Origin of the sequence: Pandoraea pnomenusa (genome assembly GCF_000767615.3) — a bacterium.
Lineage (GTDB): Bacteria > Pseudomonadota > Gammaproteobacteria > Burkholderiales > Burkholderiaceae > Pandoraea > Pandoraea pnomenusa.
Genome location: NZ_CP009553.3, coordinates 988,947 through 1,007,587 on the forward strand (window position 1 = coordinate 988,947; position 18,641 = coordinate 1,007,587).

Genomic DNA, 18,641 nt, shown 5'->3' on the forward strand with positions numbered 1-18,641 from the left:
CGTATCACTCGAGTTATCCAACACGCGAGGTTCGAGCCGGGAGTGGAAGAATTGCCGGGGGGTCCGGGCGATGAGGCCGACGGACGCTATGGCGCCAGGAATACGTTTTCGCGCTCACCCGGATCCGCCCAGGCACCGGAAAATTCCGGCCCGGCGCGAGTCACTTCGGGCTTGCAGTCCATACCAAGAGAAACTGGACGAGAAACTTCATCAACGTTTTCTCGGGGCGCCTGCCGACACTTATTCTTCTTGTGACGGCGCCTCACTTCGACTATTGCGCGAACGATATTCACAAAGCGATCAGCCCTGACAATGGAGCCCGGTCTGATCGCCAAAAAATTCTATAACCACCAACTCTATCCGCGTCCCGCGCGCTGCGACCGAAGCGGCCTATGGGCCCACTTCCTGCCGACGCTGCGTGACGTGCGTGCGCTCGCTGCTCCAGGTTCACCGAACGAGCAGCCGGTCCGGGGTGCAAGTAAAATACCGTTTTGGGGTATGCACCGACAGACGTGGGGATTTGGCATGATTCCCGCTACCACCACCCCTGTTGGGCAAATTATATTCATAATGAATGAGTTAGGCAAAAGTCGGCAGAAAATGGTTTCGCCGGCGTCCGCACCGCAGGTCCGCCTCGTCGAAGTCGACGACGGCTCGGCCGGGCAGCGTATCGATAATTTCCTCTTGCGCGAGTGCAAAGGAGTCCCGAAAAGCCACGTCTACCGCATCCTGCGTAGCGGGGAAGTCCGCGTCAACAAGGGGCGGGTAGACGCCGCCTATCGACTCGTCCTTGGCGATATCGTGCGGATTCCGCCGGTCAGGGTCGCCACGCCGGCCGCCGACGCGGCCGTCCACGTACCGGCCGCCACGTTCCCCGTGTTGTTCGAAGACGACTACCTGCTGGCGATCGACAAGCCCGCCGGCGTGGCCGTGCACGGCGGCAGCGGCGTCTCGTTCGGCGTGATCGAGCAACTGCGTCGTGCCCTGCCGCATCTGAAATTCCTCGAGTTGGTGCATCGTCTGGATCGCGAGACATCCGGCATTCTGCTGCTGGCGAAAAAGCGCGCGGCACTGGTCGGCATGCACGAGCAGATCCGCCACAACCGGATGGACAAGCGTTATCTGGCGTGCGTGACCGGCGAATGGCGCGATCGGCAACGTGCGGTCAAGGCGCCGCTATATAAATATGTGACGGCGGAAGGGGAGCGTCGTGTCCGGGTGCAGGAAGATGGCCAGGCGTCCCATACGGTATTTCGCATGATGGAATCCCTGCCGCCATACACGTTGCTCGAAGCGGAACTGAAAACGGGACGCACCCATCAGATTCGCGTTCACCTCGCGCATTGCGGCACGCCCATTGTCGGGGACGACAAATATGGCGACTTCACGCTGAACAAGACGCTGGCGCGCCCGGGGAGCCGGCCCGGCATCAAGCGGATGTTTTTGCATGCATGGCGATTGAAATTCACCCATCCGGTGCTTGATACGCCGATTGCACTGGAAGCCGCGTTGCCGCCAGAATGTGAGCAATTCCTGAATCAACTTCGAGGCGCTTCCGCCGATGCCAAGCTCTGAATTCGACCTGGTCGTGTTCGACTGGGATGGGACGTTGATGGACTCAACGCCCACCATTACCCGCTGCATCCAGGCCGCCTGCCGCGATCTGGGGTTGCCCGTGCCGTCCGACGAGGTGGCCAACCATGTGATTGGCCTCGGCTTGCGCGATGCGCTCCAGATGGCGGTGCCGTCACTCGATCCCGCGCATTACCCGCGTCTGTCTGAGCGCTATCGCTTTCATTATTTGATAGGTGACAAGGAAACCGTGTTGTTCACGGGTGTTCGCGAACTGCTCGAGGAACTGCGTTCGCGGGGACGCTTTCTGGCGGTGGCGACGGGCAAATCGCGTGTGGGGCTCAATCGCGCGCTCGAATCTGCCGGTCTGATGCGCATGTTCGATGCAACCCGTTGTGCCGACGAGACATTTTCGAAGCCGCACCCGGCCATGCTGCAGGAACTCACGCGCGAGCTCGGTCAGGACCTGCGTCGCACGGTCATGATCGGCGATACCACGCACGATCTGCAGATGGCGCGCAGCGCCGGCACGGCGGGCGTGGCGGTGGCCTATGGTGGTGCACATCCGCGCGAACAACTGGTGGCGCTCGAACCGGCGTACTGTGCCGGCAGCGTGACCGAGTTGCGCGATTGGCTGTTGGAGCGCGTGTGACGGACCTGCCGCCGCCCGCGGGGCCACTGCCGATCTGTCGAGGTGACGCGCTCGAGGACGGCGGGCGCGGTGTGCGCTTCGAGGTGTGCGTCGCCGGCCGCCGCACACCGGCGTTCGTGATTCGCTACGAAGGGCGCGTTTATGGTTATCTCAACCAGTGCGCGCACGTCCCCATGGAGCTGGACTGGTCGGAAGGCCAGTTTTTCGAGACGTCCGGCTTATACTTGATGTGCGCGACGCATGGCGCCGTGTACGAGCCCGACACCGGACACTGCGTGGGTGGCCCGTGTCAGGGTGGGGCGTTGCACCCCGTGCGCGTCGAAGAGCGGCGGGCAGACGCGGAATGCCCGAGCGGCGCGAACAGCGCACCGACCGCACCCGACACCTCTGGCGCGTCTGATGCATCGACTGCCGCGGGCGTCGCCGCGCCGTCCGGGACGACCGTCGTCTGGTGGCCCGATGCCTATATCGAGGCGCCCGACACCGCGCTGAACTGATCGCGCGGGAAGCGGGAATCGGGGACGCCTTGCCACTTTCATCTATTTCTCCCACGCTCTCTGGATAACGTATGGCCGACACTTTGCCGCCCGACTCATCCCGCTCCGAACCCGGCTTTGCCGCGCCGGGTGCCCGCCCGGCCGCCGGAGCTGGCGGCACTGGCCGCGACCCCCAGGAAGTGAAGCCGTGGGAGCGCGAGATGCTGGAAAAGGTGCTGATGGCCGGTATCCGCGAGCAGCGCGCCGCTCGCAGGTGGAAGATTTTCTTCCGGCTGCTGGTGCTCGCGATCGTCGCCTTGGTTGTCTGGTCGATCTCCGACTTTGACGGCGGTTCGACGACCGTTGGCGCGACATCCGGCAAGCACACCGCGCTCGTCACGCTCAGTGGCGAAATTGCGCCCGACTCGCAGGCGAGCGCGCAGAAGATCAATTCGGCGCTGGAGTCCGCCTTCGAGGACAGCTCGGCCGCCGGCGTGATCCTGCGCATCAACAGCCCGGGTGGCAGCCCGGTGCAGGCTGGCATGATCTACGACGACATCGCGCGTTTGCGGGCGAAATATCCGAAGAAGCCGCTTTATGTCGTCGTCGAGGAAATCTGCGCCTCGGGCGGGTATTACGTCGCGGCGGCGGCCGACAAGATCTACGTCGACAAGGCGAGCATCGTCGGCTCCATCGGCGTGTTGATGGACGGCTTCGGTTTTACCGGTCTGATGGACAAGCTCGGTATCGAGCGGCGTTTGCTGACCGCCGGCCGCAACAAGGGATTTCTTGACCCGTTCTCGCCGCAAACCGACCAGCAGAAGACGTATGCGCTCGATATGCTCGAGCAAGTCCATCAGCAGTTCATCGGGGCGGTCAAGAAAGGGCGCGGCAACCGCCTGAAAGACGATCCGGACCTGTTCAGCGGCCTGTTCTGGACAGGGCAGCGCTCGATCGAGCTGGGGCTCGCGGACGGACTGGGCACGGTCGATTCGGTCGCGCGCGACGTGCTCAAGGCGCCGGATCTCGTCGACTACACCGTCAAGGAGAATCTGCCTGAGCGTGTGGCGCGTCGCTTCGGCGCGGCGGTCGGCGCGGCGGCGATGAAGACGATGATGATGGGCTCTGCGTTGTCGATGAAGTAATCCGTCCGTACGCAAAGAGCACAAAACCCCACGGAGATTCCGATTTCCGTGGGGTTTTTCGTTGCTGTCGCGAATGCCGGGATTTTCGACCTTTCGGAGGTTACTGGCTGAGGAACAGGAAAATCGCGGGACGTTTGTGGAGCTCGACGCTCGCGTGAGGCCAGCCCTTGACCTGGTGCGTCACGATCTGCTCGGCCTCTTGCGTGACATCGACCGCAACGCAGAGCAGGGTGGTCGCGTCGCAATGCTGCAGCAGGGCGTCGAGCATGGCCTTGTTGCGGTAGGGTGTCTCAATGAAGATCTGCGTTTGCTTTTCCTTGCGCGAACGTTGCTCGAGTTCGCGCAGCCGCCTGGCGCGCTCGCCGGCGTCGGTCGGCAGGTAACCGTGGAAGGCGAAACTCTGGCCGTTCAGGCCGCTGGCCATCAGCGCCAGAAGAATCGAGCTCGGGCCGACGAACGGCACGACGCGCACGCCTTTTTCATGGGCGCGTCGAACCAGCAATGCGCCCGGGTCGGCGACGGCCGGGCATCCGGCTTCGGATACGAGGCCGCCGTCCGCGCCGGCGAGAATGGGGGCGAGAAGGGCATCGACGGCAGCGGCCGGCGTGTTGACATTCAGTTCGCGGATATCGATTTCCTGGATCGGTGTGCTCACCCCCACCAGCTTCAGGAATGCGCGCGTGCTCTTGGCCTGTTCGCCGACGAAGTACTTCAGATGTGCCGTGACCGCTCGCACTTCTTCCGGGAGTACCGCCGGCAGGCCACCGCGCGTGTTGGTCCCGAGTGTGTTGGGAATCAGATACAGCGTGCCGCTCATGCCGCGCTCCCCGCAAGGGCTGGGGCTGCGCCCGGGAGCGCGATTCCCGCGCGCATGAGCATCGACGTCAGCGCAATGAGTGGCAGGCCGATCAGCGCGGTCGGGTCGTCATTCTCGATCGACTCGAGCAGCATGATGCCGAGTCCCTCGGACTTGGCGCTGCCGGCGCAATCGTAGGGGGTCTCCGCGTGGAGATACGCGGCCAGCACGGTGTCAGGCAGGTCGCGGAACTTCACCCGTGTCACGACGTCTGTGGCCTGGGTCTCGCCGTTGCGTGCGTCATAGACGCAAAGGGCGGAGTGGAATTCGACCATCTTGCCGCGCATGTCACGTAGCTGTGCCATGGCGTTCTCGAAGTTGCCGGGTTTGCCGATCTGGCGGCCTTCGAAGGTGGCGACCTGGTCCGAGCCGATGATGACGGCGCCGGGGCGCCGCGCGGCCACGGCGACGGCCTTCTCGCGGGCCAGGCGCAGCGACGTATCGCGCGGCGTTTCGCCCGGGGCGGGCGTTTCGTCGATGTCCGGGACGTCGACCGAGAACGGCAGGCGCAGGCGCTCGAGCAGTTCACGGCGATAGCGCGATCCGGAGGCCAGGATCAGCGGTGGATGGGGCTGTGCGGTCATCGGGTTTAAGTGTTTGACGAGAAACGAAAAACTATTTAGAATTCACGGCTTTTGCAATCTGGCGCTCGGTCCCGCCAGCCCGCGCGATCCCTGTTCGAATGCCTGGAAGTGGTGTCGAATCAAGGCGCTGCGAGTGGTACGGGGCATGAAAGACGCGTTCGGATGCGCCAGGGCAAGGATGAGCGTGATGAGCGAATACATCGTCGATCTGTTCGAATTCGCGCGTACCGGCCGGGTGGCGGAAGGTGACGTGCAACTTGCGGCATTGCCGCGCATGGTAACCGAAGTGCCTGCCGAAGTCTCGGCGTCCGGGCGTGCGCAGGGCGTTTTCCACTGGCGCGCCGAAGGCGTCGAGAAGCCGATGTTGCGGGCGGATGGCAAGCCCACGGTGGCGCAGTTTCTGACGCTGTCGGTCAGCGGACCGATGTGGCTCGAATGCCAGCGCTGCCTGACGCCGTACCAGGAGCTGCTCGACTCGGAGACGACCTTCGAGATCGTGCGCGACGAAGCGGCCGCGGAAGCGCGCCCCCTCGATGAAGACGAACTCGAGGCGCTGGTCGGCTCCCGGCATTTCGATCTGCGCGAGCTGATCGAGGAAGAATTGCTGTTGGCTTTGCCAATCGTGCCGAAGCATGAGGTTTGTCCGACTGTGCACGAAAGCCTGGCCACGGGCGACGACGGGTTGGCGGAGCCGCCGCCCCCGCCCGAAGAAGAGGATAAGCCGTCTCCGTTCGCGGCGCTGGCAGCGCTCAAGCGCTCGCCGGACAAGGACGGAAAGTAATGTGCGGCCGGGTTTCCGGCTCACCAAAGTACATGTTTGCGTTAGTCGCACAGGTCGGGCCGACAGGCCGACACCGTAGGGCGGCGCTCGAACTGTGTTAAAATTTCGCGATATTTTGAGGAGTTATCATGGCCGTTCAACAGAACAAGAAGTCGCCGTCGAAGCGCGGCATGCACCGTTCGCACGATTTCCTGACCGCACCGTCGACCGCCGTCGAGCCGACGTCGGGTGAGACGCACCTGCGTCACCACATCTCGCCGAACGGTTTCTACCGTGGTCGCAAGGTCATCAAGACCAAGAACGACTAACTCGGCCCTCCAGGCGATACGCGCCCATCATGGCGCTGTTTGATCGTTTGATGTGGCAAAAGCGGCACTCATCCTGCCGCTTTTTTTGTTACCTGTACCGCAAGCCAATCACGTCGACATGACAGTCACCCTGACGATCGATTGTATGGGCGGAGATCACGGCCCATCGGTGACGGTGCCGGCCGCGGTTCGCTTCGTGCAATCCACCGACGATGTCGAACTTGTGCTGGTCGGACAGCAGGAGATCATCAACGCGCAGCTCGCGAAGCTGCGCGTGACGGATCACCCACGCCTGTCCGTGGTCAATGCGACCGAAGTCGTCGCCATGGACGACTCCGTCGAGACCGCCCTGCGCAGGAAGAAAGACTCCTCGATGCGCGTGGCGCTCAATCTGGTCAAGGAAGCGCGCGCGCAGGCTTGCGTGTCCGCCGGCAATACCGGTGCGCTGATGGCCGTCTCGCGCTACGTGCTCAAGACCTTGCCCGGGATCGAGCGGCCCGCGATCGCCACGGTGTTGCCGAACCAGAAGGGCGGCTACACCACGATGCTCGATCTGGGCGCCAACGTGGATTGCGAGCCGACGCACTTGCTGCAATTCGCCGAAATGGGCCATGCGCTCGTCGCGGCCGTCGACGGCAAGGACCGCCCGTCGATCGGTTTGCTCAACATCGGCGAGGAAGTCATCAAGGGCAACGACGTCATCAAGCAGGCCGGCGAGCTGCTGCGTGGCTCCACGCTGAATTTCTACGGCAACGTGGAAGGCAACGACATCTATCGCGGCACGACGGACATCGTGGTGTGCGACGGGTTCGTGGGCAACGTTGCACTCAAGACCTCCGAAGGCCTGGCCCAGATGCTCGGCGACATGATCCGCGAGGAATTCACCCGCACGTGGTGGACCAAAGTGATCGCTGTCGTTGCGCTGCCGATTCTTACCCGCTTCAAGAACCGCGTCGATCATCGCCGTTACAACGGTGCGGCGTTGCTCGGATTGCGTGCGCTCGTCATCAAGAGTCACGGTTCCGCCGATGCCTACTCGTTTGAATGGGCTATCAAACGCGGCTATGATGCAGTTCGCAATGGCGTGCTCGACCGTTTGTCGCACGCCATGCAAGAGAACCAGACCCAGCTCCAGGACAACAAGCCGGTGAGCGCCATTCCGGCGCTTTGAAGCCGGCGGCTCCCCCGGCGCGCTAATCGATCATAAGATGACCCAGTCCGCGATTTATTCCCGTGTCGTCGGTACCGGCAGCTACCTGCCGGCACGACGCGTGACCAATCAGCAGTTGGCCGACGAGCTTGCGGCCCGCGGCGTCGAGACGAGCGACGAGTGGATCGTCGCGCGTACCGGTATCAAGGCCCGCCATTTCGCCGCGCCCGACCAGACGACCAGCGACATGGCGGTGGAGGCGGCAAAGCACGCACTCGACATGGCCGGACTCAGCCCCGATCAGATCGACCTGATCATGGTGGCTACGTCGACGCCCGACTTCGTGTTCCCGAGCACTGCATGTCTCGTGCAGAGCAAGCTTGGCGTGACCAACGGCTGCGCGGCATTCGACATCCAGGCGGTATGCTCGGGTTTCGCTTACGCGATGGCCACGGCCGACAACTTCATCCGCTCCGGTACGTATCGGAACGCGCTGGTGATCGGCGCCGAGGCGTTTTCCCGAATCCTCGATTTCAATGACCGCACGACGTGCGTGCTGTTCGGCGACGGTGCGGGTGCCGTGGTGCTTCAGGCATCGAGCGAGCCGGGCATCCTGTCGAGCGCGCTGCACGCGGACGGTAGCCATTCGAACATCCTGTGCGTGCCGGGCAACGTGAACGCCGGTGCCGTGCAGGGCGCGGCATTCCTTCACATGGACGGCCAGGCGGTGTTCAAGCTTGCCGTCAAGGTACTGGACAAAGTGGCCCACGAGGCCCTCGAAAAGGCCGGGATGGCGCCGTCGGCGCTCGACTGGCTGATTCCGCACCAGGCCAACCTGCGCATCATGTCGAGCACGGCACGCAAGCTGGGCCTGCCGGACGAGAAGATGGTCGTGACCGTCGACCAGCATGGCAACACATCTGCCGCTTCGATTCCGTTGGCCCTCGACGTGGCCGTGCGCGATGGGCGCATCAAGCCGGGCCAGAACGTCATGATCGAAGGCGTTGGCGGTGGCTTCACGTGGGGCGCGGTACTGTTCCGCATGTAATTGCCCCGGCGCTGCGGCGCGGTGACCGACGCGGGCGCACGGAAGTGCGCGCCAAGTGTGATCGTGCCGCTTCCTGTCTCGTCGTCTTCATTTTGGCGCACGACAGGACGCTGCCTTATTTCTGAATCTGACTGCAAAACCAGGCGCTATGACATTCGCTTTCGTTTTCCCGGGACAAGGGTCCCAATCGGTGGGCATGCTCGATGCATTCGCGGATAACGCGGTCGTGCGCGAGACCGTTGCCGAAGCCTCGGATGCCCTCGGACTGGATATGGCCAAACTGATCGCCGCCGGTCCCGCCGAGGAACTCAACCTCACCACCAACACCCAGCCGGTCATGCTCACCGCCGCTTACGCGATGTACCGCGCATGGCTGGCCGAGGGCGGCGCCACGCCGGCATTCGTCGCAGGCCATAGCCTGGGTGAGTATTCGGCACTGGTCGCTGCGGGCGTGATCGCGTTCAAGGACGCCGTGCCGCTCGTTCGCTTCCGTGCGCAAGCCATGCAGGAAGCCGTGCCGGTCGGCCAGGGTGGCATGGCCGCCATTCTTGGCCTCGACGATGACACGGTGCGTCAGGTCTGCGCCGAGGCGTCGGCTGCTGGCGTGGTCGAAGCCGTCAACTTCAACGCACCGGCGCAAGTCGTGATCGCGGGCGCCAAGGCGGGCGTGGAGAAGGCTTGCGAGCTGGCCAAGGCCGCCGGCGCCAAGCGCGCGCTGGTGCTGCCGGTCTCCGCGCCGTTCCATTCGTCGCTGCTCAAGCCGGCGTCGGACCGCCTGCGCGAATATCTGGCAAACGTGACGTTCAATGCGCCGCAAATCCCGCTGGTCAACAATGTCGACGTTGCGGTCGAGACGGACGTGGCCCGCATCAAGGACGCCTTGGTGCGCCAGGCCGCAGCACCCGTGCGGTGGGTCGAGTCGGTGAAATGGCTCGCATCGCAAGGCGTGACGCAAGTGATCGAGTGCGGCCCGGGCAAGGTGCTGACCGGTCTGACCAAGCGTATCGACGGCAATCTCACGGGGTTGGCGATCACGGACCCGGCGTCGCTCGCCGACGTGCGCGCCCAACTCTCGTAAGCAACAGGCAGGGAAATTCTCTCATGAGCAAGCAACTCGACAACCACGTGGCACTGGTGACCGGCGCCTCGCGCGGCATCGGTCGCGCGATCGCCCTGGAACTGGCCCGTCAGGGAGCCACGGTCATCGGCACCGCCACGAGCGAAGCCGGTGCGCAAGGCATCGACGCCTACTTCGCCGAAGCCGGTCTGGCCGGCGGCAAGGGCATCGTCCTGAATGTGACCGACGCCGACGGTGTTTCCGCCGCCCTCGACGACATCCTGAAGCAGTACGGCAAACTCGACATCCTCGTCAATAACGCCGGCATCACGCGAGATAATCTCGCCATGCGGATGAAGGACGACGAGTGGGACGACGTCATCGACACCAATCTCAAGGCGATCTTCCGTTTGTCGCGCGCGGTGATCAAGCCGATGATGAAGGCGCGTAACGGCCGCATCATCAACGTGACGTCGGTGGTGGGTTCGGCCGGCAACCCCGGACAGGCGAACTACGCTGCCGCCAAGGCCGGCGTGGCCGGCATGGCACGTTCCTTGGCCGCAGAGATTGGCAGCCGGAACATCACCGTCAACTGCGTCGCGCCGGGATTCATCGATACCGACATGACGAAGGCGTTGCCCGAAGCCCAGCAGGAAGCGCTCAAGGCGCGTATTCCGCTGGGGCGCCTCGGTGCGCCCGAGGACATTGCCAATGCCGTCGCGTTTCTCGCGTCGCCGCAAGCCGGCTACATCACCGGCACGACGCTCCACGTGAACGGCGGCATGTTCATGAGTTGAATGAAAATCGCGCAATTTACTGGAGAAATCGATTAATTTGCGCGACGTTGAACATTATTTGGCGCAGGCTAACTTTGCTTGGCAAACCTGTTAAAATGCGCGCACTTGTCTGAACTAACTACCCCGGAGGGTTTGCATGGCTAACTTTGAAGAACGCGTCAAGAAGATCGTCGCGGAACAACTTGGCGTGGCGGAAGCCGACGTCAAGAACGATTCGAACTTTGTGACCGATCTTGGCGCCGATTCGCTCGACACGGTTGAGCTGGTGATGGCCCTCGAAGAAGAATTCGAAACGGAAATTCCGGACGAAGAAGCCGAGAAGATCACCACCGTGCAACAGGCTATCGATTACGTGACGGCTAACTCGGCCAAGTAATCATCATGGTTCGCCTGGCTGGCCGGGGTGCCGACCGGTTCCTGGCGCCAGGCATGCCTGTGAGCCGCAGGGAGCGCGGGGTCGAACCCTGCTGCCTCTGTGGCTTTTGTTTTGTATGACCCAGCAGAAGAAGGGGAGTATCGTGAGTCGTCGTCGCGTCGTCATTACCGGTCTGGGCCTGATCTCGCCGGTCGGCAACACCGTTGCCGAGGGTTGGGAAAATCTGGTCGCGGGCCGTTCGGGCATCGCCAACATCACGAAGTTCGATGCGAGCGCGCACAAGGTGCGCTTCGCAGGCGAAGTCAAAAACTTCGATACCGATAAATACCTGTCGCCCAAGGAAGCGCGCCGTATGGATACGTTTATCCATTTCGGTCTCGCCGCCGGTATTCAGGCGTTTGAGGATAGCGGCCTGCAGGTCACCGCAGAGAACGCAGAGCGCATTGGCGTGCTGGTCGGCTCGGGCATTGGCGGCCTGCCGATGATCGAAGACACGCAGACCGACCTGCTCAATGGCGGTCCGCGCAAGATCTCCCCCTTCTTCGTGCCGGGCTCGATCATCAACATGATTTCGGGCCACCTGTCGATCAGGTACGGGTTGAAGGGCCCGAACCTGGCGATCGTCACGGCGTGCACGACCGGCCTGCACTGTATCGGCCAGGCCGCGCGCATGATCCAGTACGGCGATGCCGACGCTGTGCTCGCCGGCGGCGCGGAATCGACCGTTTCGCCGTTGGGCATCGGCGGTTTCGCCGCCATGACGGCGCTGTCGACCCGCAATGACGACCCGGCAACGGCCAGCCGTCCGTGGGACAAGGATCGCGACGGCTTCGTGCTGGGCGAAGGCGCCGGCGTGATGATGGTCGAAGAGTACGAACACGCCAAGGCGCGCGGCGCGAAGATCTACGCCGAACTCACGGGTTTCGGCATGAGTGCCGACGCGTATCACATGACGGCACCTTGCGAAGACGGTGACGGCGCGCTGCGCTCCATGAAGAACGCCCTGCGCGACGCCGGCCTGAACGCCGACACCGTGAATTACGTGAATGCCCACGGCACGTCGACCCCGCTGGGCGACATCGCCGAGACGGTTGCGATCAAGCGCCTGATGGGTGACGCGGCGAAGCAGGTCGTGGTGAACTCGACCAAGTCGATGACGGGCCACCTGTTGGGTGGCGCGGGCGGCCTGGAGTCGGTGTTCACCGTGTTGGCCGTGCATCACCAGAAGTCGCCGCCGACGATCAACATCTTCAATCAGGACCCTGCTTGCGACCTGGACTACTGCGCAAACGTGGCCCGCGACATGAAAATTGACGTCGCATTGAAGAACTCTTTCGGATTTGGCGGGACTAACGGCACGCTGGTCTTCCAGCGCGTCTGATGTTCGCGGGACGCCTTGCCGGCGTCCCGTCCCGCTGACCCACGCTCCGGTGAGTGTGCCCGGGCGTGCGGCGTTCAAGACACTTCCAGCCACGGCGGCCAGGCGCCGGCGTGGCGCCATCGGGCCCGACCGGGTCCGGCAGCCAGAGAAAATACGGATCCATATCAGGTGAGTGAACGAGAAATCGACCAGGCGCTCGTCGAGCGCGTGCAAAAGGGCGACAAAGCCGCCTTCGAGCTGTTGGTCGCGAAATATCACCGCAAGATCATCCGCCTCGTATCGCGGCTCGTGCGCGACGCCGCCGAGGTCGAGGATGTGACGCAGGAGGCTTTCATCAAAGCCTACCGTGCCTTGCCGCAGTTTCGCGGCGAGTCGGCGTTCTATACCTGGTTGTATCGTATTGCTGTCAACACGGCGAAGAACCACCTGGCAACGCAAGGGCGCCGTGCCCCGACCTCGACTGAAGCGAACGCTGAAGAAGCGGAAACTTTTGCCGAGGCCGATCAACTAAGGGATATCAACACGCCTGAGTCGATGCTCATGAGCAAGCAGATTGCTCAAACGGTCAATCTGGCGATGGAGGCTTTGCCCGATGAACTTCGAACGGCCATCACCCTGCGGGAAATCGAGGGGTTGAGCTACGAAGAGATCGCCGAAGCCATGGGGTGCCCGATCGGAACGGTCCGTTCGCGAATTTTCCGGGCGCGTGAAGCGATTGCCAGCCGGCTGCGGCCGCTGCTGGACACGCCTGACGGCAAGCGCTGGTGAGCGCGCCGCCGGGAAAGTTAATTTCGTTGGGGGATATCATGGGATCAGCGACGGTGCAAACGCAGCGGGGGCTGCAAGCCGAGCGGATTTCCGCGTTGGTGGACGGGGAATTCGATCCGGACGAACTGGCTGCCCTGCTGGACGAGGCCGACACCTCTGGCCGTCCGCTCTGGGGCGACTACCATCTGATCGGCGACGCGCTGCGTTCCGATGAACTGACGCTGCCGCGTTCGGAGTCGGCCTTCATGGCGGCCTTCGCGGCACGCCTCGAAGCCGAGCCCCACCTGCTCGCGCCGGCCGCCCTGGCCGACGCTCAGGCCGGTGCCGCCCAGGCGGTGAAGGCTTCGGGATCGCGCGTGACGCGCATCAATCCTTTCCTGCGCGTGCGCCGCGTGTTGCCGACGGCTGCCGCCGCCGCTGCCGTGGCTGCGTTGTCGTGGGTGGTGGTGCCGCGTCTGCAGGATCATCCGGCGGGCGGGGCTCAGCCGCAGGTGCTGGCCCAGACCGCGGCACCGGCGCCAGCCGGGGCCAACGTCACGCGTGTGGCGCTTGCCCAGCAGCCCCAGGCCGCCGTGGCGGCCAACGCGGCCACGAACGACGTGATCGTGCTGCGCGATGCGCGCCTGGACCAATATCTGGCCGCACACCAGCAATACGCGCCGGCCCCCATCGGCCAGAGCGTTTCTCCTTACATGCGAGCCTCGGCGCAAGCGGACGAATAAATGCAGCGCCTGAGTACCGAATCCTTGCCGCGTGCGCCCATCGGGCGCACTTTCTTACTGTTCGCGTTCCTGCTGGCAACCACGCTGCAATCGCAGGCGTGGGCCCAGGCGTCCGCGCCGTCCGCCGATCCGCTCGTCGAGCGACGCGAAGTCGCGGCGTGGCTCAACAAGATCCACCGTGCGGCACAGACGCAGAACTACATCGGCACCTTCGTCTATCAGCGTGGTTCGACCATGCGTTCGTCGAAGATCAGCCACTTCGCTGATAAGGGCAACGAGTACGAAGAGCTTGAAACCCTCGACGGTCGTCAGCGCCGCATTCTTCGTCAGAACGAGGACGTCTATACGCTCATTCCCGAGCAGAAGACCGTCTTCCAGGAAAAGCGCGAGAGCAAGGACTCGTTCCCCGCGTTGCTCGCAACGCCCAATCGCGACGTACTCGACTATTACGCTCCGAAGCTGCTGCCGAACGAACGGATGGCGGGTTTCGACTGCATGGTGATCGAGCTCACGCCGAAGGACGAATACCGTTTCGGCTACCGTTTGTGGGCCGACCGCAACACCGGTCTGTTGCTGCGCGCCCAGACGATCGATGCCGACGGGCACCTGCTCGAGCAGGCGGCGTTCTCGCAGATCGCCATCGGCGTGCCGAGCGAACGTACGCGCATCGTTCATGCGATTCAGGCCACGCATGGCTGGCATGTCGTGAAGCCACAGATCGTGCCCATGCGTCTGTCCGATGCCGGGTGGACCATCGATGCGCCGAAGAAGGTGCCGGGTTTCAAGGCCGTTCGTGAAGTGCGCCGTACGATGCGTTCGACGGCCGACGGGAAGCCGTTGGAAGTGCAGCAGGTGGTATATTCCGACGGCATGGCCGGACTTTCGGTGTTCATCGAGCCGGCCACGCGCGAGCGCAAGGAAGGTCACGGCAGCGCCGGTGCGACGAACATTCTCATCAAGCGCCACGGCGATTTCTGGCTGACCTTGCTCGGCGAAGTGCCGCAGGCCACGCTGCAGCAGTTCGCCTCCAGCATCGAGTACAAACAGCCGGCGAAGTGACCGGTTGTCGGGTGGGCCGTCGCCGGTAACGGCGCGGTCCGGGCAGCGAGGCGCACAAGAGACGCAATGCCGTGTCAGGCGCCGGACGGCTCTCAGGAATTCCGAGACTTTCGCGCACTACGATCTTCCAATGAAGAAGACTCTCCTGCTTCGTGTCATCCTTGGCGGCGCCATCGCCGCGCAATTGGCGGGAGTTCCCGCCGCATTCGCCGCTCCGGCCTCGGCGCCGGGCAGCGGATCGACAGCGTCGAACCCCCCGCTTGTCACCAATCTTCCCGATTTCACCCAGCTCGTCGATCGCGTCGGCCCGGCCGTGGTGAACATCCGCACGACCGAGCGCGTAAGTCGGTCCCAGCGAGGCTTGCCGCCTGGCATGGACGACGACATGGCCGAACTGTTCCGGCGCTTCTTCGGCGTACCCATGCCGCAGCCGGGACCCAAGGGCGGTGCGCCCAAGCGTGGCCAGCCACAGCCGGACGAAGAGCAGAACAGCGGCGTGGGATCAGGCTTCATCATGTCGAGCGACGGCTATATCCTGACCAACGCCCACGTGGTGGACGGTGCGGACAGCATCTACGTCACCCTCACCGACAAGCGCGAGTTCAAGGCGAAACTCGTGGGCGCGGACAAGCGGACCGACGTTGCCGTGGTGAAGGTCGAGGCGAAGGACCTGCCGACCGTGCCTGTCGGCGATTCGAACAAGCTGCGCGTCGGCGAATGGGTGGTGGCCATCGGCTCGCCGTTCGGCCTCGAAAATACGGTAACCGCGGGCATCGTGTCGGCCAAGGGGCGCGACACGGGCGATTACCTGCCGTTCATCCAGACCGACGTTGCGGTAAATCCCGGCAACTCCGGCGGTCCGCTCATCAATATGCGCGGCGAGGTGGTGGGCATCAATTCGATGATTTACAGCCAGACCGGCGGCTTCATGGGCATCTCGTTCGCGATTCCGATCGACGAGGTCATGCGCGTGGTTGATCAGCTCAAGAAAACGGGCAAGGTCGTGCGTGGCCGCATCGGCGTGGCGATCAGCGAAGTCAGCAAGGACGTCGCCGATTCGCTCGGCCTGCCGCGTGCGCAAGGCGCACTGGTGCGCAGCATCGAGCCGGGCAGTCCGGCCGAGAAGGCGGGCGTGCAGCCGGGCGACATCATCATGAAGTTCGAGGGACGGCCGGTGGATCATGCGACCGACCTGCCACGCATGGTCGGCGAGACGAAGCCGGGCTCGACCGCCACGCTGCAGGTGCTGCGCAAGGGCAAGAACCAGGATCTGCGTATCACGATCGCCGAGGCCGACGTCGACACGCCGAAGGCGTCGAAGGCGCAGGGCGGCAGCGCCGATACGCCGCATCCCAACGCGCTGGGCCTGGTCGTCTCGGATCTCACCGACGCGCAGAAGAAGGATCTGAAGCTGCGCGGCGGTGTGGCCGTCGAACTGGCCGAAGGCCCGGCGGGCCGCGCGGGGTTGCAACAGGGCGACATCATTCTGCGGGTGGGCGATGCGGACATCACCAGCGCGAAGCAATTCGAGGAAGTGGTCAAGGCGCTCGATCCCAAGCGTCTCGTCCCGATCCTCGTGCGCCGCGGCGATGCCACGCAGTTTGTGCCGTTGCGCCCCCGCGCGCAGGGCAAGTAAGCCAGCCGCCGACTCATGAGTGCGCCGGCGTTCACGCTATACGGCCGCAAGTGGTGTCATCTGTGCGATGACATGCTGGCGGCCCTCGAAGCGTGGCGTCCGGCGCGCGATTTCTCCGTCACTGTCGTCGATGTCGACAGCGACCCGGCGCTCGAAGCGAAGTACGATGAAATCGTGCCGGTGCTTGCGCTCGGCGATCGCGAGTTGTGCCGGTACCGATTCGACGCGGCTGCCGTTGCCGCCGTCTTCCCCGCGCAATGAGGCCGATCCACGCCACGCCGCGAGCGTATTCCACGAACGTCCTCGAAACCTTCCCGTCATTACCGGTAAAACGCCGCGAGGCATCCGATTCCGGACGGAATCGATGCGCTTTCGGCTAAAATGTCGTGTTTGCCGATTCTCTCGAAAGCCGCTGCCGAGCCGAATCCGATGGCACCGACTTTTCTATAGCCCGCCTCATGGACCTTATTCGCAATTTTTCGATCATCGCCCACATCGACCACGGGAAATCGACCCTGGCCGATCGCATCATCCAGTTGAGCGGCGGTTTGTCCGATCGTGAAATGGAATCGCGGGTGCTCGACTCGATGGACCTCGAGCGCGAGCGCGGCATCACCATCAAGGCCCAGACGGCCGCGCTTCAATACAAGGCGCGCGACGGCAAGACCTACAACCTGAATCTCATCGACACGCCCGGACACGTCGACTTCTCGTACGAAGTGAGCCGCTCGCTGTCCGCATGCGAAGGCGCGCTGCTCGTGGTCGACGCCTCGCAGGGGGTGGAAGCCCAGACCGTGGCGAACTGCTACACGGCCATCGAACTGGGCGTGGAAGTCGTGCCGGTGCTCAACAAGATCGATCTGCCCTCGGCCGAGCCCGAGAACGCGATCCAGGAGATCGAGGACGTTATCGGTATCGAGGCGACCGACGCCGTGCGCTGTTCGGCAAAGACCGGTTTCGGTGTGGAAGACGTGCTCGAGGCGCTGATCGCCAAGGTGCCGCCGCCCAAGGGCGATGCCAACGCGCCGCTGCAGGCGTTGATCATCGACTCGTGGTTCGACAGCTACGTGGGCGTGGTGATGCTCGTGCGTGTCGTGAACGGCACGCTCAAGCCCAAGGACAAGATTCTTCTGATGGCCACGGGTTCGACCCATCTGGTCGAGCAGGTCGGCGTGTTCACCCCGAAGTCGCAGCAACGCACGTCGCTGTCGGCCGGTCAGGTGGGCTTCATCATTTCGGGCATCAAGGAACTGGGCGCCGCGAAGGTGGGCGATACCGTCACGCACGCGTTGACGACCACGACCAAGCCCGCGCCGGAACCGTTGCCGGGCTTCAAGGAAGTCAAGCCGCAGGTGTTCGCGGGCCTGTATCCGGTCGAGGCGAACCAGTACGACGCGCTGCGCGAATCGCTCGAAAAGCTCAAGCTCAACGACGCATCGCTGCAATACGAACCGGAAGTGTCGCAGGCGCTGGGCTTCGGCTTCCGTTGCGGCTTCCTCGGTCTGCTGCACATGGAAATCGTGCAGGAACGTCTCGAGCGCGAGTTCGACATGGACCTCATCACCACGGCGCCGACCGTGATCTATGAGGTAACCGAGCGCGACGGCACGGTGGTGTCGGTGGAAAACCCGTCGAAGATGCCGGACCCGGGCCGCATCGAAGAAATTCGCGAGCCGATCGTCACGGTCAATCTGTACATGCCGCAGGAATACGTCGGCCCGGTCGTCACGCTGTGCCAGCAAAAGCGCGGTGTCCAGATCGACATGCAGTATCACGGCCGCCAGGTGCGCCTGATCTATGAAATTCCGATGGCCGAAATCGTGCTCGATTTCTTCGATCGTCTGAAGTCGGTGTCGCGCGGCTACGCCTCGATGGACTACGAATTCAAGGAATACCGCGCGTCGGACGTGGTCAAGGTCGACATGCTCATCAACAGTGACAAGGTCGATGCGTTGTCGATCATCGTGCACCGTTCGGAGAGCCGTCGCCGCGGTGCGCAGGTGGCCGCGAAGATGCGCGAGATCATTCCGCGCCAGATGTACGATGTTGCGATCCAGGCGGCCATCGGCGCGAACATCATCGCGCGTGAAAATATCAAGGCGCTGCGCAAGAACGTGCTGGCGAAGTGCTATGGTGGCGACATCACACGCAAGAAGAAGCTGCTCGAGAAACAGAAGGAAGGCAAGAAGCGCATGAAGCAGGTGGGGAGCGTTGAAATTCCTCAGGAAGCGTTCCTTGCCATTTTGCAAGTCGAAGACAAATAACGTAGCGAC

Annotated in this window: 20 protein-coding genes; 18 read left to right on the plus strand and 2 right to left on the minus strand. The window is 63.4% G+C overall.

Going from position 1 to position 18,641, the window contains the following annotated elements:
- Positions 1-570: 570 nt before the first annotated feature.
- From LV28_RS28530 to LV28_RS28545, 4 genes are all read left to right on the plus strand, one after another.
- Positions 571-1,575 (plus strand): RluA family pseudouridine synthase, encoded by a 1,005-nt coding sequence (locus LV28_RS28530; RefSeq protein WP_038618672.1) that lies wholly within the window; start codon positions 571-573, stop codon positions 1,573-1,575.
- Positions 1,562-2,224: an HAD family hydrolase gene (locus LV28_RS28535; RefSeq protein ID WP_023594403.1), complete on the plus strand. Its 663-nt coding sequence runs from the start codon at positions 1,562-1,564 to the stop codon at positions 2,222-2,224. Before LV28_RS28530 ends, LV28_RS28535 begins: the two co-directional genes overlap by 14 nt.
- A 5-nt stretch (positions 2,225-2,229) precedes the next feature.
- On the plus strand, positions 2,230-2,721 hold the full coding sequence (locus LV28_RS28540) for a Rieske (2Fe-2S) protein (protein WP_024788602.1): 492 nt from the start codon (positions 2,230-2,232) through the stop codon (positions 2,719-2,721).
- Positions 2,722-2,792: 71 nt separating this feature from the next.
- On the plus strand, positions 2,793-3,845 hold the full coding sequence (locus LV28_RS28545) for a S49 family peptidase (RefSeq protein WP_023594405.1): 1,053 nt from the start codon (positions 2,793-2,795) through the stop codon (positions 3,843-3,845).
- Between the two features lie 100 nt (positions 3,846-3,945).
- Here LV28_RS28545 and LV28_RS28550 read toward each other — a convergent pair whose 3' ends face one another.
- Entirely contained in the window at positions 3,946-4,662 is a 717-nt protein-coding gene (locus LV28_RS28550; RefSeq protein ID WP_038618669.1) for an SAM-dependent methyltransferase, read from the minus strand.
- Positions 4,659-5,285 carry a Maf-like protein gene (locus LV28_RS28555; RefSeq protein WP_023594407.1) on the minus strand — a complete coding sequence of 209 codons (627 nt, stop codon included), beginning with the start codon at positions 5,283-5,285 and terminating at the stop codon, positions 4,659-4,661. Before LV28_RS28555 ends, LV28_RS28550 begins: the two co-directional genes overlap by 4 nt.
- Before the next feature lie 178 nt (positions 5,286-5,463).
- Between LV28_RS28555 and LV28_RS28560 the strand changes: the two genes are divergently transcribed.
- From LV28_RS28560 to lepA, 14 genes are all read left to right on the plus strand, one after another.
- Entirely contained in the window at positions 5,464-6,066 is a 603-nt protein-coding gene (locus LV28_RS28560; protein WP_038618666.1) for a YceD family protein, read from the plus strand.
- A gap of 128 nt (positions 6,067-6,194) precedes the next feature.
- Positions 6,195-6,374, plus strand: coding sequence for a 50S ribosomal protein L32 (rpmF, locus tag LV28_RS28565; RefSeq protein WP_023594409.1), 180 nt, complete (start codon positions 6,195-6,197; stop codon positions 6,372-6,374).
- A gap of 118 nt (positions 6,375-6,492) precedes the next feature.
- A complete protein-coding gene (plsX, locus tag LV28_RS28570; RefSeq protein ID WP_023594410.1) occupies positions 6,493-7,545 on the plus strand; it encodes a phosphate acyltransferase PlsX in 1,053 nt (350 codons plus the stop codon).
- A gap of 37 nt (positions 7,546-7,582) precedes the next feature.
- Positions 7,583-8,572: a beta-ketoacyl-ACP synthase III gene (locus LV28_RS28575; RefSeq protein WP_023594411.1), complete on the plus strand. Its 990-nt coding sequence runs from the start codon at positions 7,583-7,585 to the stop codon at positions 8,570-8,572.
- A 148-nt stretch (positions 8,573-8,720) separates the two neighbouring features.
- The gene (gene fabD / locus LV28_RS28580; protein WP_023594412.1) at positions 8,721-9,650 is read left to right on the plus strand and encodes an ACP S-malonyltransferase; all 930 of its coding nucleotides are present in this window, start codon (positions 8,721-8,723) and stop codon (positions 9,648-9,650) included.
- A 23-nt stretch (positions 9,651-9,673) separates the two neighbouring features.
- Positions 9,674-10,426: a 3-oxoacyl-ACP reductase FabG gene (gene fabG / locus LV28_RS28585; RefSeq protein WP_023594413.1), complete on the plus strand. Its 753-nt coding sequence runs from the start codon at positions 9,674-9,676 to the stop codon at positions 10,424-10,426.
- A gap of 136 nt (positions 10,427-10,562) precedes the next feature.
- A complete protein-coding gene (gene acpP, locus LV28_RS28590; RefSeq protein WP_023594414.1) occupies positions 10,563-10,802 on the plus strand; it encodes an acyl carrier protein in 240 nt (79 codons plus the stop codon).
- A 142-nt stretch (positions 10,803-10,944) separates the two neighbouring features.
- The gene (gene fabF / locus LV28_RS28595; RefSeq protein ID WP_023872207.1) at positions 10,945-12,183 is read left to right on the plus strand and encodes a beta-ketoacyl-ACP synthase II; all 1,239 of its coding nucleotides are present in this window, start codon (positions 10,945-10,947) and stop codon (positions 12,181-12,183) included.
- Positions 12,184-12,351: 168 nt separating this feature from the next.
- Positions 12,352-12,951: an RNA polymerase sigma factor RpoE gene (gene rpoE / locus LV28_RS28600; RefSeq protein WP_023872206.1), complete on the plus strand. Its 600-nt coding sequence runs from the start codon at positions 12,352-12,354 to the stop codon at positions 12,949-12,951.
- Positions 12,952-12,989: 38 nt separating this feature from the next.
- Positions 12,990-13,673: a sigma-E factor negative regulatory protein gene (locus LV28_RS28605; RefSeq protein WP_023594417.1), complete on the plus strand. Its 684-nt coding sequence runs from the start codon at positions 12,990-12,992 to the stop codon at positions 13,671-13,673.
- On the plus strand, positions 13,674-14,732 hold the full coding sequence (locus tag LV28_RS28610; RefSeq protein WP_023594418.1) for a MucB/RseB C-terminal domain-containing protein: 1,059 nt from the start codon (positions 13,674-13,676) through the stop codon (positions 14,730-14,732). It begins immediately after the preceding gene.
- A 130-nt stretch (positions 14,733-14,862) separates the two neighbouring features.
- The gene (locus LV28_RS28615; RefSeq protein WP_025250324.1) at positions 14,863-16,368 is read left to right on the plus strand and encodes a DegQ family serine endoprotease; all 1,506 of its coding nucleotides are present in this window, start codon (positions 14,863-14,865) and stop codon (positions 16,366-16,368) included.
- A gap of 15 nt (positions 16,369-16,383) precedes the next feature.
- Positions 16,384-16,629, plus strand: coding sequence for a glutaredoxin family protein (locus tag LV28_RS28620; protein ID WP_023594420.1), 246 nt, complete (start codon positions 16,384-16,386; stop codon positions 16,627-16,629).
- Between the two features lie 197 nt (positions 16,630-16,826).
- Positions 16,827-18,632, plus strand: coding sequence for a translation elongation factor 4 (gene lepA, locus LV28_RS28625; RefSeq protein WP_025250325.1), 1,806 nt, complete (start codon positions 16,827-16,829; stop codon positions 18,630-18,632).
- Positions 18,633-18,641 lie beyond the last annotated feature (9 nt).